Genomic DNA, 13,543 nt, shown 5'->3' on the forward strand with positions numbered 1-13,543 from the left:
TGAATCCATTCGATGGCATTATTGACGATGATCTTTCGGAAAATGGCCAAAAACCGCTGGCTGCAGCTGAACCTGTGGTTCGGGCTGACGCTGTGCGTCGCCTTGTTCAGCTCCATGCCGCTGTACTCGCACGCGATTCTGCAGCGCACGTTGTTCAAGGAGCTGCAGCAGCTGCAGAGCGACCAAAATATTTATCCGGGCTTGCTGCGGGCGGCGACGTCCGTCTCGGGCGGGCGGGAATTCGGCACGCAGCTGTCGCTGATCCAGAAGGCGGACCGTTACATGGCGGACGCCCCGAAGCGGATGGGGCTGGACGTGCAGGCGTATATCGTCATGCGGGCCACGCAGTCGTTCCGGGTGCTGCCGGCGGACGCGACGGAGAAAGAAAAGAAGGAAATGACGGTGTCCGGCAGCTTCCGGACCGTCTCGGACCTCGAGAAGCGCGTGAAGGTCATCGACGGCCGCCTGCCGAACCCGAACCGCACGGACGGCGTGTACGAGGCCGTCGTCACGCAGAAGTTCATCATCGACCTGAAGCGCGACCTCGGCAGCGAGCTGGTGTACACGAACAAGGATACCGGCGCGACGGTGCGCATCATTCCGGTCGGCATCGTGGAAGCGAACGCGGCGAACGCCTACGACCAATTCAGCCTGGAGGGCAGTTCGTCGTTCTATATTCCGTTCGGCGAGTTCAATCATGACTTCGTCGAGAACCCCGGTCCGCTGAAGCTGTCGCTGCTGAGCTGGCAGTATTCGCTCGACTATTCGCAGATGAACATCGACCGCATCGATACGTACGTGTCGCAGTTCAACGCGATCAATAATTATTTCAATACCCGCATCGGCATCGGCAACGCCGACATGCCGGCCAAGAATCCGATCGCCACCTATACGGAGAAGAAGGACAAGCTGAACCTCATGCTCTGGTCGCTCTATTCGCCGGTCATGTTCATGCTCGCGTTCTATCTCTTCATGGCGGCCAATCTGATCATCGACCGGCAGAAGACGGAAATCTCGGTCCTGCGCAGCCGCGGCGCCAGCCGCCTGCAGATCATGACCGTGTTCCTGATCGAGAGCCTGCTGCTCGGGGCGCTGGCGCTCGCGGCGGGGCCGTTCGTCGGCGTGTTCTTCACGAAGATTCTCGGCGCGTCCAGCGGCTTCCTGGAATTCGTCCAGCGGGCTTCGCTCGACGTCGTCCTGAACAGCACGGCCTACAAAATCGCGGCCGCCGCGATCGGCGGTTCCATCGTGCTCATTCTCATCCCGGCGCTTCTGGCGACGCGGGTCACGATCGTCGGGCACAAGCAGCGGATGGCGCGGCTCACGAAGCTGTCGTTCTGGCATCTGATCGGCGCGGATATCATCCTGCTCGTGGTCTCGGTCTACTTCCTGAGCCGGTTCAATAATCAATTGTCCAATTTGAAGGCGCTCGCGCTCGACCCGACCTCGATTCAGGTGGATCCGCTTATCTTCTTCATGCCGGCGCTGTTCTCGCTGGGCGCGGGGCTGCTCATTCTGCGCGTGTATCCGTGGTTCGTGAAGCTGGTGTTCTGGATCGGCCGCAAATGGTGGACGCCGGCGCTCTACTCCACGCTGCTGCAGATCAGCCGCTCTTCGTCGCAGTATTTGACCATCAAGGTGTTCCTGATCATGACGGTCGCGACGGGGCTGTTCAGCGCGAACGCCGCCCGGACGATCAACGGCAACATGGAGGACCGGATCCAATACACGACCGGCTCCGACATCCAGCTGTCCGTTCATTGGGACAACGACAAGCCGCCGCCGGGACCGTCCGGCCCGCCGGGCCAGCCGCAGGAGGAGTCGGCGGGCGCCGCGCCGAAGGTCGTCACGTATACCGAGCCGTCGTTCATCACGATGACCGAGCTGGCCGGCGTGGAGTCCGCCGCGCGCGTCTTCCGCAAGGACGACGCCAGCTTCTCCGCGGGCAGCCAGAGCGGCGCGGCGACGCTGTACGGCATCGATCCGTACGACTTCGGCCACGTGGCGTGGATGCGGGGCGGCCTGCTGCAGTATCCGCTCAACAGCTATTTGAATCTGCTCTCGACCAACCCGAAGGCGGTGCTCGTCTCGCGCTCGATGGCGAAGCAGTACGGCGTCAAGACGGGCGACACGATCTCGGCGAAGTGGGAAGGGCTCGACGGCGCCGACTTCATCGTCTACGGCATCGTCGATTACTGGCCGGGCTGGAGCCCGCTGCCGGTATCGGGCGACGCCGACGACCCGGAGGTCCGGCTGCCCAATCTGATCGTCGGCCAGCTGCCGTACATCCAGAACCATTTGGCGCTCGAGCCCTACGACGTCTGGATCAAGCTGAAGGAGGGAGCCGGCAGCAAGGTCATCTACGACGATCTGATCAAGAAGGACATTCCGATCGAGAAGCTCGTCGACGCGAACCAGCTGCTCATCCGGTCCAATAACGATCCGTTCCGCCTGGCGATCAACGGCGTCATGACGCTCGGCTTCGTCATCTCGATGCTGATCAGCTTCTTCGGCTTCCTGCTGTTCTGGGTGCTGACGCTGTCCGGCCGGACGCTTCAGTTCGGCATCCTGCGGGCGATGGGCATCTCGTTCCGGCAAATCATCGGCATGCTGCTGAGCGAGCAGGCGCTGACCTCGGCGGCGGCCATCCTCTTCGGCGTCGTGATCGGCAACACCGTCAGCAGCTTGTTCGTGCCGCTCTTCCAGCTGTCGTTCAACGCGACGGACCAGGTTCCGCCGTTCGAAATCGTGCGCCGGCTCAGCGATTACGCGCAGCTGTACGGCGTCGTCGGCCTCATGCTCGCGATCGGGCTGGCCGTGCTCGGCGTCCGGATTTCGCGCATGAAGATTACGCAAGCGCTGAAGCTAGGGGAGGAATAAGCGATGATCCATTGCGACGGGCTTGTGAAAATCTATAAGACCGACGATCTGGAGGTCGTCGCCCTTCAGGGCTTGGACCTGCACGTGGAAGCCGGCGAGCTGATGGCGATCATCGGCAACAGCGGCAGCGGCAAGTCGACGCTGCTCAACATGCTCGGCGGACTCGATCGGCCGTCCGCGGGCAGGCTGGTCGTGGACGAGAAGGACCTGCTCAAATTCACGGAGCGCGACCTCGTCGCGTACAAGCGCGAGACGGTCGGCTTCGTCTGGCAGAACAACGCCCGCAACCTGATTCCGTACTTGACGGCGCTCGAAAACGTGGAGCTGCCGATGCTGCTCAAGGGCCGCTCCAAACGGATGCGGGCGCTGGAACTGCTCGACGCCGTCGGCCTCGGCCACCGCATCAAGAACCGGCTGAGCGAGCTCTCGGGCGGCGAGCAGCAGCGCGTGGCGATCGCCATCGCGCTCTCCAATTCGCCGAAGCTGCTGCTTGCCGACGAACCGACCGGCTCGCTGGACACGCGGATGTCGAATCAGATCCTCGACCTGTTCCGCCAGTTGAACCGCAGCATCGGCATCACGATCGTCATCGTCACGCACGACCCGCTGCTCGCCCGGAAGGTGGACCGCGTCGTCGCGATCCGCGACGGGAAGACGTCCTCGGAGATCATCCGGCGCCAGTCGTACGCGGAGGAGCTGGCCGCGCTCGAGAACGGGGCGGCCCTCGAGGAAGAGAGCCACGTCGAATACGCCGTCATCGACAGGGCGGGACGGCTGCAAATCCCGTCCACCTACCTGCAGGCGGACGAATTCAAAGAGAAGAACAAAGTCCGGGTCGAGAAAGAAGAAGGGCGGATCATCATCTACCCGCCGGAATCGTAAAGGACGCGACACGCGTCCGTCGTCCTGCCAATCGTCATCGGAACGGCCGCTTCCCGGTTCGCACGGAAGCGGCCGTTTCCATGACGCCGGCCGAAGCCAGCCCACCGGTTTTCGTTCAATTCATAGTTTACGGGTAGGAATTGGATGTGTATAATGAAGCCATTAACTTGCTCGACAAGGGAGGAACCATTCCTTATGCCAAAAGCCATTATCATCTCCGGAAGCCCGAATCCGGTATCCCGTTTGAACGGCATTACGCTGTACGCGACCGAGAAGCTGACCTCGCTCGGTTGGGATGTCGTCGACCTGCACGTCGCCTCGCTGCCCGCGGAAGACCTGATCGGCGCCCGCTTCGACAGCCCCGCGATCGCCGAAGCGAGCAGGCTCGTGGCGGAAGCCGACGCGGTCGTCATTGCAAGCCCCGTCTACAAAGCGTCGTACACGGGCGTGCTGAAGACGTTCCTCGATCTGCTGCCGCAGAAAGGGCTGACCGGCAAAATCGTTCTTCCGCTGTTCATCGGCGGCACGATCGCCCATCTGCTCGCGATCGACTTCGCGCTGAAGCCGCTGCTGTCGGCGCTGTACGCCAAGCACGTGGAAACCGGCGTCTACGCGGTCGATTCGCAAATCTTGAAGACCGACGACGGGGGCTACATCCTCGACGAAGAACTCGCTCAGCGGCTGAACGCCGCGGTCGCGTCGCTCGTCGAAACGACGCTGCTGCTGAAGGGGCCGACCGGCATGCTGAACGGCTGAAGCGCTAGCCGAACTCCTTCATCGCGGCGTTTCAACGCCAGACAAATCAAAAAAGCAGCGGCATTCCCGGATCCAGGTCCGGAATGCCGCTGCTTTTGCGTGCAGGGGACGTTATTTCGTCAGCTGCTCCATTTGTTCGATCAGGCTTTCGAAGACGCTCATCGCTTCCTCGATCGGCTGCGGCGACGACATGTCGACGCCCGCCTTCTTCAGGATGTTGATGGAATAGTCGCTGCCGCCGCTCTTCAGGAAGCCGAGGTAGCGTTCGACCGCCGGCGCGCCTTCCTCGAGGATCTGCTTCGAGAAGCTCGTCGCGGCGGAGAAGCCCGTCGCGTACTTGAAGACGTAGAAGCTCGTATAGAAATGCGGGATGCGGGCCCATTCCATTTCGATATCCTTGTCGATGACCATGCCGTCGCCGTAGTACAGCTTGTTGAGGTCGTAGTAGATTTTGCTGAAGTCCTGCGGCGTCAAGGACTCGCCGCTTTCCGCGCGCTCGTGGATGATCTTCTCGAACTCCGCGAACATCGTCTGGCGGAACACCGTCGTGCGGAACTGGTCCGCGTAGTAGGTGAGGAGGTACAGTTTCTCCTTCGGATCGGTCGACTTCTTCAGCATGTAGTCCATCAGCAGGGCTTCGTTCAGCGTCGAAGCGACCTCGGCCAGGAAAATCGTGTACTGCGCGTCGCGGTAGTCCTGGTTCGTGTCGGAGTAGTACGAGTGGAGCGCGTGCCCCATTTCGTGCGTCAGCGTGAACATGCTGTTCAGGTTGTCCTTGTGGTTCAGCAGGACGTACGGGTGAGTGCCGTAAGCGCCCCAGCTGTACGCGCCGGACCGTTTGCCTTCGTTCTCGTAGACGTCGATCCAGCTCTTGTCGAAGCCGTCCTGAAGCACGTTCAAGTAGTCTTCGCCGAGCGGCTTCAGGCTGTCCTTGACCGTCGCTTTGGCCTGCTCGTACGTGATGTCCATCTTGAACTCGTCCACGAGCGGGGCGAAGAGGTCGTACATGTGCAGTTCGTCGACCTTCAGCAGCTTCTTGCGCAGCTCCATGTACCGGTGCATGAGCGGAAGGTGCTTATGGATCGTCCCGATGAGGTTCGTGTAGACTTCCTTCGGAATATTGTCGCCGTACAGCGACATTTCAAGCGCGGACGGATACTTGCGCGCGCGCGCGTAGAAAATGTTTTTCGTCACGTTCGCGTTCAGCGTGGAGGCGATCGTGTTTTTCAGCTTGCCGTACGTTTCGTACATCGCCTTGAAGGCGCCTTCGCGCACCTCGCGGTTCTTGCTCTCCAGGAACTGTATGTAGCGGCCTTGGGTGAGCTCGATCTCTTCGCCGTTCTCGTCCTTCACCTTCGGGAATTTGAGGTCGGCGTTGTTCAGCATGCTGAAGATCGTGCCCGGCGCCTGGCTGATGTTGCCGACCTGCGCGAGCAGCGCTTCCTCCGACTTGGAGAGGACGTGCGCCTTTTGCCGGCGCATCTCTTCCAGCGTCTGGCGGTATTTCGCCAGGTCCGGATTCTCGATCATCGCGTTCAGCGCTTCATCGGAGAGGCTCAGCACCTCCGGCGTGACGAAGGACAGCGCTTCGCCCGTTTCGACGCTCAGCTTCTTCGACTTCTCCGACAGCGCCTGGAAGTTCGGCTCGGCGGTGTCTTCGTGATGCTTCATATTGGCGTACACGTAGAGGCGCTCGACCTTCAGCGACAGGTCGTCTTCGAGCTGGAAGCAGGCCTTCAGCCGGGCCGGGTCGGACAGCTTGCCCTGATAGGCTTCGACGCCTTTCATTTGCTCCTTCGCTTGCGCGTATTCCTTGTCCCATGCGGATTGGTCCGCGAATAAGTCCTCGAGCCTCCAGCGGTGTTCGGGTGCGGTTTCGGAACGCTTCGGTACGTGATTCATAGGAACTCTCCTCGCCTTCGTGTGGGATGGTGAATCGGTTGAATCGGCATAGGATGCTTGCGGAAGCAAGCTGTTCCCGCTGCCCTGCAGCAGCGAGAACGACAGGACGATCGGCAGCCATTTCACGCCGGAGGTCACGCTCCTTTGACAGAATGTGCCTCTTAGTTTGACCCGGCCGCCTCTGCGTTATGTTCCCATCGCGGCAAAACTGTAAACGATTAGAAAAAAAGCAAAGGCGATAAAGACGATGGCCGCGATGGCCAGCCCTCTGCGCAAGTTCGCGGGAACGTTGTTCCGCTGCATGATCAGAATGCCGCCCAGCGAAAATGCCGCGATGATGAAAATAATCGTCGATGTCGTATCCACCTGACTTTGAGCTCCCCTCCGCACAACCTATGCAAATTTACATACGGTTATGTTCGCTAAACAGGCATCATTTTCCTCCCGGACGGCCCGGGAGTTCCGGCTAAATCGAACGGAATCCGTCGAGTATGGCATCGCGCTCCGCTTCCCGTCCCGCGAAGTCCTCCGGACGGAAGCGGTTCTCCGCCCAGTGCAGCATTTCCGGACGGCTCACGAACGTGTGGCATTCCTCGCCCCATTGGTCGGAGATTTCCCGGACGATCAGCGTCTTGCCCTGCACCTCGACGTTGAGCATGTTGTATTTATCGGTTTTATAAATTTGCACCTTCTTGAACATCATGACCATCCCTTCCATATAAAGCGCGTAGTATCTTCCCATGATAGCCAATTTCAGGGGTAGAAATCAAATGCCGCGCATGCTAAAATATGGCAACCGGACGCATGGCTGCGGCATTTCGCAAGCCGGAGCGACGCGGGCGGACGCAAGCAGGAAGAGATGAGAAAAGTCTACCGGAGAAGAGACGAGAAGAGACGAGGAGAGATGAGATGAGCATGAATACGAAACAAGGGTACGAACAAATCGGCGTGGCCGTGACGTGCCGCGGCTTCGAAGAGTACGCGCGGATGTTCGGCGCGGACCTGCGCGGGCCGGCCGCCGGCCGCGTGCTGGACATCGCCGGAGGCGCATCCTCGTTTACCGCGGACGCGGAGGCGGCCGGCATCGACGCCTATGCCGCGGATCCCCGTTACGCGCTGGAGAGCGAAGAGCTGGTGCGAGAAGCGGAGGGCGAAATCGCCGTCTCGGCGGCGAAGCTGGAGAAGCTGCGGGACCGGTACGACTTCAGCTATTACGGGAGCCTGGACCGGCACCGGGCGGGCCGGGAAGCGTCGCTGAGGCGGTTTGCCGCGCATTACGGCGATCCGGCCAAGCGGGCCGAGCGGTATGCGGCCGCGAGCCTGCCGCGTCTGCCGTACGCCGACGGGCGGTTCGATCTCGTGCTGTGCAGCCATTTTCTGTTTCTGTACGAAGACCAGTTCGACGAACGGTTCCACCGCGAAGCCGTTCTCGAGATGATGCGCGTCTGCAAGCGGGGCGGAGCCGTCCGGATCTATCCGATCGTGTCGCTTCGGTGGACGCCTTATGCCCATATGGACGCGCTTCTGGATGCCGTTCGCGGGGCGGGCGGAAACCCGGGCTTCTATGCATCCGAGCTTCCTTTCATTCCCGAATCAGAGCTTGGTCTTTTTGTCAACCTTTAATTGCAAATTTCTCCCACTAGGTATATAATGGAGGAAGCCGCCGCTTAACGGCGCTCATTTTTAGGAGGTTGTTACATTGAAAGGAACAGTGAAGTGGTTTAACGCAGAGAAAGGCTACGGCTTCATTCAAGTTGAAAACGGAGAAGACGTGTTCGTTCACTACTCCGCGATTCAAGGCGAAGGATTCAAGTCTTTGGACGAAGGCCAATCCGTCGAGTTCGATATTACGCAAGGCAACCGCGGACCTCAAGCCGCTAACGTTATCAAATTGTAAGATGACTGCTTCCTCCGGAAGTTTCTTATAATGGAGTAATGGAACAGAATATCGACATGACGTTTTACCCGACAGCGATGTCGGGTTTTTTTCATTCGTCTGCCCGCTCCCCGCTAGAATCTTCGCAGCGCGATGATACCGGATACATGGCCGGCGCCGCGTAGGTCCGCCGCCTGCGGGACGTAGGCCGTTTTTCATAGGGGGAACAAGTTTTCGCGCTGGATTTACACTCTATGAAATGGTACATTAGTGGATGGAGGTTTTGAGACGTGAACCGTTACTTTGCATGGGACGACCGGCTCGGAATCCCGCTGCCGGCGCTTCGTCTGGCGTGGGAGCAGTACGGCGAAGCGGAACGGACGTCGATCGTCACGCAGTGGGAAATCATCCGCGGGACGATTCCGGACCGGGTCATGGCATTCGAACGCGTCATCAACGCCAAGCAGACGGAGCTGTTCGAGGAGGAAGACTTCGAACGTTCCTGCGGCATCAATGCCGATATTGCGGAGCTCGCCAGCCGGATCAACGATCTGCACATCTGGTACCGCATGAACCAAGACATCGAAAACAAGCGCCATTCCTGAAGCAGCGGAGTGGATCAAAGGAGGGCGCACCCACGAATGAACCTGTCAGCACAGGCCCGCCAAGTGCCGAAGACTCCCGTTACCCTCATGTACAGGGTATACAAATACGTGTTGCCGGAAGTGCGCGCGGAATTGGCACGGCTGCGCGTCATCGCGGAGCGCATTCCGGACGACGAACTGCGCGTGCAGGCGTTAGCGAGCATGACGAGCAAGCAGTTTCACTGCGAAGGCGGCGGCATCTACGCCGCCGCGAACTTGAACAGCCGCCATATTCTCGTCCCCCTGATCGTCTGCTTGCAGACGATCAGCGACTACCTGGACAATTTGTGCGACAGAAGCACGTCGCTCGCTGCCGACGATTTCCGGCTGCTGCATCAATCCATGCTGGATGCCGTCGATCCGGAGGCGCCGCTGCGGGACTATTACGCGCTGCGGTCGGAGCGGGAGGACGGCGGGTATTTGCATGAGCTCGTCCGGACATGCCAGTCGTGCGTGAGGCAATTGCCGTCCTATGCGTCCGTGCAGCCGCACGTGACGGAGCTGGTCGGCTTGTACGGGGACCTGCAGGTCCACAAGCATATCGCCAAGGAACTGCGCGAACCGGCTCTGCTCGTCTGGTGGGAGGCTCACCGGCACCAGGTGCCGCATCTGCAGTGGAACGAATTCGCGGCCGCGACCGGCTCCACGCTCGGCATGTTCATGCTGTTCCTCGCCGCGTCGGACGAGGCCTGCACGCCGGAGGACGCGCTGCGCATCCGGGGCGCGTATTTTCCGCATGTGTGCGGCCTTCACATCATGCTCGACTACTTGATTGATCAGGAGGAAGATCGAATCGGCGGCGATTTGAACTTCTGCAATTATTATACGAATCAAAGCCAGCTTACGGAGCGGATCGGCCTGATCGTCGAAAACGCCCGCAAGGACGTCACGAGACTCCCGGTTCCGCGGTTTCACCGCATGGTCATCGAGGGGCTGATCGCCCTGTACCTGTCGGATCCGAAGGTGAGCGGACAGCAGGACGTACGGCTCGTCTCGCGGCGCCTGATGCGCAGAAGCCCGCTGACGCGGCTGTTCTTCTGGGGGAACAGCGTCGTCATCCGCAAGCGGCAATCTTCAAACTGAATCAATAACCGAGATACACCATAGAGGAGTGAGTAGAATGTCAGCAGTTAAATCGATTGCCGTTCTTACCAGTGGCGGAGATTCGCAGGGCATGAACGCCGCCGTGCGCGCCGTCGTCCGCAGCGCCCTGTACCACGGCCTGGAAGTGTACGGCGTGCAGCGCGGATATCAAGGGCTGCTTAACAACGACCTGCGTCAAATGGACCTTCGCAGCGTGGGCGACATCATCCAGCGCGGCGGCACCATTCTCCAAACGGCGCGCTGCAAGGAATTCCTGACGCCGGAAGGCCAGCAGAAGGGCGCGGAAGTGCTGCGCGAGCGGGGCATCGACGGACTGGTCGTCATCGGCGGCGACGGTTCGTACCAAGGGGCGAACAAGCTGTCCAAGCTCGGGATCAAAACGATGGGCCTGCCGGGCACGATCGACAACGACATTCCGTTCACGGACTATACGATCGGCTTCGATACGGCCGTCAGCATCGTCGTCGACGCGATCAACAAGCTGCGCGACACGATGACGTCGCACGAGCGCTCGTCCATCGTCGAAGTCATGGGCCGCCATTGCGGCGACATCGCGCTGTACGCGGGCCTCGCGAGCGGCGCGGAGACGATCATCGTGCCGGAAGTGCCGTACGATCTCGATATGGTCGCGAACCGGATGAAGGAGAATTTCGCCTCCGGCAAGCGCCACAGCATCATCGTCGTCGCGGAAGGCGCCGGCACGGGCGAGGAGATCGGCCACGGCATCATGACGCGCTGCGGCATGGAGCCGCGCGTAACGGTGCTCGGGCATATTCAGCGCGGCGGTTCGCCGACGCACAACGATCGGATTTTGGCGAGCCAGCTCGGCGACTTCGCGGTGCGCAAGCTGATGGAAGGCGATTCCGGCAAAGCGTGCGGCATCATCAACAACGAGCTCGTCGTCACGGACATCGACCGGGTCGTCAACACGAAAAAGCCGTTCAACATGGAGCTTTACAACCTGGCGCTGCGCCTATCGCAATGACGGCAAGCGTCCGGGTCCGCAAGCCTTAGCATCGCCCGCGTATCGGCCCGGACAGGCCGGCAGGAGGCGGCTAAGGCTTTCGTTTTGCCATGCGGAACGACGATGGGCATTGGCATGCCGCATCCGTGGTCAGTCCGCAGCGCCATGTTTCAGAGATGATCTCATCCATACGAAGCGCAAGGGAGCGTGCCGACATGTTTTTGTACAAAATCGAAATCGAGCTGGAGGACGAGACGGGCCATCTGATCCTGCTCGCCGAGACGGACGAGAAGGCCTTCGCCGAGGTGGAAGTCCAGCTGGAGCGCCACTACGTGAAGAAGCCGGCGCTGAAATCCGCGGCCATCGTCGAGAAGAAGCGGACGTCGGCGGGCAGCGGCTATTTCATTCCGCATCAGCCGCTGTAGGCGGCCGGCCAATCCTGGGCGATTTTCTCTTGACCGGAATTACTTTCCATACTATCATGTATGTAAAGTTGGATGGATGGAGGGATTGAGCATGCGCATTGCCATTCTTGTCGGCGCGACCCGCCGCGAATCGACAACCGCCTTAATCTTGAATTATATCGCGAACGTCATCGGGAACGAAGGCCATGAAGCGGCCGTATTCGACCTGCGGGAGAAGCCGCTGCCGCTGTATAACGACGATGACGAGGAGATTCATCCGCATACGTCGGAGCTGATGGACCTGGTGCTGCACGCCGACGCCGTCGTGCTCGGTTCCCCCGAATACCACGGCAGCGTCACCGGCGTGCTGAAGAATGCGCTGGACTATCTCGGCGGCGATCATTTCGGCGACAAAGCGGTGCTGTCCGTCAGCTCCGCCGGCGGCGCGGTCGGCGTCAGCTCGCTGCAGCATATGCAGACGATCGTCCGCAACCTGCACGGCATCAACTCGCCGGAGTGGATCTCCGTCGGCGGCGCGCAGCGCCAATTCGGCCCCGGCGGCGCGCCGGAATCCCCGGACGTCCAGAAGCGGGTGCACCGCGCGGTTTCGTCTTTCCTGCGTCTCGCCGCGAAGCTGCGGGGATAATGAACGCAAAAACGCTCTGCAAGTCCGGATACGGAGCATGTTCCGTTTCCCGGCTCGCAGAGCGTTTTCGAATTTAATAGGCCGCGTCCGCCGTGTAGCGGTTGTTCGCGTTCCACAGCAGGTATTCGCCGACGCCCGATTCCCGCAGCGCCTTGATCTGCGCGTCGACTTGGGCTTTGCCGTAGGGGATATAATGGCCCTTGCCCAGCCAGCTTGCCGTGAAGTCCTGGATCCACGGCCGAATGAAGGGCTGGTACGAGCCGAGCGGATCGAGCTTCTTGTGCGTGTCCTTCATCGCGCCTTTGATCGTGGCGTACGGGCTCGTGTCGGGATCCTTCACGCCGAACCAGCCCGTGCCGTAGTGGCTCGGATAGATCATCGGCGAGATGACGTCCACGTTTTTGGAGATTTTCACGAAGTCCTGGCCGATCCCTTCGGCGGCCGGCACGGAGGCGGCGTAGCCGAAGATGTCGACGGACACCCGCACGCCGAGCGGCTCGAGCTGCGCTTTCGCGTATTTCACGAACGCCGCGATCGTATCGACGCGCGAGTCCTTCGTCTTGTCGAAGACGAGCGAATCGGCTTTCTTCTCGAACCCTTCCGGGAACCGGACGTAGTCGAACTGGATCTCCTTGAACCCCATCTTGGCGGCTTCCTTGGCCACCGCGATATTGTAGTCCCACACTTCCTTGCGGTAAGCGTTCACGAAGCTGTCGCCTTTGCCGTTGGACCACACCGAGCCGTCCTTGCGCCGGAACGACAGCTCGGGATGCTGCTTCGCCAGCACCGTATCCTTGAACACGACGATCCGGCCGATGGGGTAGACGCCGTGCTGCTTCAGCTTGGCCATGAGCGCCGGCAGGTCGCGGATGAATTTTTGCGGCTTGCCGTATTTCAGCAGGTCCGGGTTCGTCGTCGGGTACGTAATGTAGCCGGAATCGTCCTTGACGTCGATGACCATGCTGTTCAGCTCCGTGTCGTCGAGCAGCTTGAGGAGCGAGTCGAGTCTCGACCCTCCGGCGCTGTACGCGGTGACGTAAATGCCTTTCACTTTCGGCGCGCCGGGCTGGGGATCGTGCTTGACGAAACCGGCGCCGGCGGTCTCGGGTTTTCCGGACGGCCCGGCGTCCGGCGTCTTGCCCGGCAGCGCGGCCAATCCGGGCTGCAGCTGCGCGGCTTGCGCGGTCAGGAGCTTCGCCGCGAGCCGTTCCGCCGAAGCGGATTCCGTTCCTCCGCCCGCGGACGTCCCCGTCCATACATGGAGCAATAACAATAAGGCCGATACGATCGCGTCCATCGCATTCTCTCCCCGCCAAACAGTGTCACATCGATTATAAGGCAGCCGCGGAAGGCGGCACAGAGGTATTTCGTACGAACTTTGACGCGGCCGCGAAACGAAGCGCGAATGCCTCCTTACAGATGTATTTAAACAAAAAAAGAACGAGAACAACGCGTTGTTCTCGTTCCGGTTTATGAGTAGCAGTC

Annotated in this window: 14 protein-coding genes; 10 read left to right on the forward strand and 4 right to left on the reverse strand. The window is 60.4% G+C overall.

What is annotated here, in order from left to right:
* Positions 1 to 12: 12 nt before the first annotated feature.
* From BMZ79_RS13710 to ssuE, 3 genes are all read left to right on the forward strand, one after another.
* Positions 13 to 2,880 carry an ABC transporter permease gene (locus BMZ79_RS13710; RefSeq protein WP_090640929.1) on the forward strand — a complete coding sequence of 956 codons (2,868 nt, stop codon included), beginning with the start codon at positions 13 to 15 and terminating at the stop codon, positions 2,878 to 2,880.
* Between the two features lie 3 nt (positions 2,881 to 2,883).
* On the forward strand, positions 2,884 to 3,762 hold the full coding sequence (locus BMZ79_RS13715; protein WP_090640930.1) for an ABC transporter ATP-binding protein: 879 nt from the start codon (positions 2,884 to 2,886) through the stop codon (positions 3,760 to 3,762).
* Between the two features lie 195 nt (positions 3,763 to 3,957).
* Complete coding sequence (ssuE, locus tag BMZ79_RS13720; RefSeq protein WP_090640931.1) at positions 3,958 to 4,518, forward strand: NADPH-dependent FMN reductase; 561 nt, start codon at positions 3,958 to 3,960, stop codon at positions 4,516 to 4,518.
* Between the two features lie 111 nt (positions 4,519 to 4,629).
* On the opposite strand, the gene pepF is transcribed toward ssuE, so the two are convergent.
* From pepF to BMZ79_RS13735, 3 genes are all read right to left on the reverse strand, one after another.
* The gene (gene pepF, locus BMZ79_RS13725; protein WP_090640932.1) at positions 4,630 to 6,420 is read right to left on the reverse strand and encodes an oligoendopeptidase F; all 1,791 of its coding nucleotides are present in this window, start codon (positions 6,418 to 6,420) and stop codon (positions 4,630 to 4,632) included.
* A gap of 186 nt (positions 6,421 to 6,606) precedes the next feature.
* Positions 6,607 to 6,786, reverse strand: coding sequence for a hypothetical protein (locus tag BMZ79_RS13730; protein ID WP_090640933.1), 180 nt, complete (start codon positions 6,784 to 6,786; stop codon positions 6,607 to 6,609).
* Between the two features lie 100 nt (positions 6,787 to 6,886).
* Positions 6,887 to 7,120: a hypothetical protein gene (locus BMZ79_RS13735; RefSeq protein WP_090641036.1), complete on the reverse strand. Its 234-nt coding sequence runs from the start codon at positions 7,118 to 7,120 to the stop codon at positions 6,887 to 6,889.
* A 215-nt stretch (positions 7,121 to 7,335) separates the two neighbouring features.
* Between BMZ79_RS13735 and BMZ79_RS13740 the strand changes: the two genes are divergently transcribed.
* The 7 genes from BMZ79_RS13740 to BMZ79_RS13770 all read left to right on the forward strand — a co-directional run bounded on the left by BMZ79_RS13740 (position 7,336) and on the right by BMZ79_RS13770 (position 12,058).
* Positions 7,336 to 8,043 carry a methyltransferase domain-containing protein gene (locus tag BMZ79_RS13740; RefSeq protein WP_256252724.1) on the forward strand — a complete coding sequence of 236 codons (708 nt, stop codon included), beginning with the start codon at positions 7,336 to 7,338 and terminating at the stop codon, positions 8,041 to 8,043.
* 76 nt (positions 8,044 to 8,119) lie between these two features.
* Positions 8,120 to 8,317: a cold shock domain-containing protein gene (locus BMZ79_RS13745; protein ID WP_090640936.1), complete on the forward strand. Its 198-nt coding sequence runs from the start codon at positions 8,120 to 8,122 to the stop codon at positions 8,315 to 8,317.
* A gap of 269 nt (positions 8,318 to 8,586) precedes the next feature.
* Positions 8,587 to 8,901: a hypothetical protein gene (locus tag BMZ79_RS13750; protein WP_090640937.1), complete on the forward strand. Its 315-nt coding sequence runs from the start codon at positions 8,587 to 8,589 to the stop codon at positions 8,899 to 8,901.
* Positions 8,902 to 8,937: 36 nt separating this feature from the next.
* Complete coding sequence (locus BMZ79_RS13755; protein ID WP_090640938.1) at positions 8,938 to 10,023, forward strand: tetraprenyl-beta-curcumene synthase family protein; 1,086 nt, start codon at positions 8,938 to 8,940, stop codon at positions 10,021 to 10,023.
* A gap of 37 nt (positions 10,024 to 10,060) precedes the next feature.
* Positions 10,061 to 11,029, forward strand: a complete 969-nt coding sequence (pfkA, locus tag BMZ79_RS13760; RefSeq protein ID WP_090640940.1) for a 6-phosphofructokinase — start codon at positions 10,061 to 10,063, stop codon at positions 11,027 to 11,029.
* Between the two features lie 194 nt (positions 11,030 to 11,223).
* Positions 11,224 to 11,433, forward strand: a complete 210-nt coding sequence (locus BMZ79_RS13765) for a DUF3906 family protein (protein ID WP_090640941.1) — start codon at positions 11,224 to 11,226, stop codon at positions 11,431 to 11,433.
* Positions 11,434 to 11,524: 91 nt separating this feature from the next.
* Positions 11,525 to 12,058, forward strand: coding sequence for an NADPH-dependent FMN reductase (locus BMZ79_RS13770; RefSeq protein WP_090640943.1), 534 nt, complete (start codon positions 11,525 to 11,527; stop codon positions 12,056 to 12,058).
* 73 nt (positions 12,059 to 12,131) lie between these two features.
* Here the strand turns inward: BMZ79_RS13770 and BMZ79_RS13775 are convergent, their stop codons facing one another.
* Positions 12,132 to 13,355: a putative glycoside hydrolase gene (locus BMZ79_RS13775; protein WP_090640945.1), complete on the reverse strand. Its 1,224-nt coding sequence runs from the start codon at positions 13,353 to 13,355 to the stop codon at positions 12,132 to 12,134.
* Positions 13,356 to 13,543: the final 188 nt, after the last annotated feature.

Origin of the sequence: Paenibacillus sp. UNC496MF (genome assembly GCF_900113915.1) — a bacterium.
Taxonomy (GTDB): Bacteria; Bacillota; Bacilli; order Paenibacillales; family Paenibacillaceae; genus Paenibacillus_Z; species Paenibacillus_Z artemisiicola.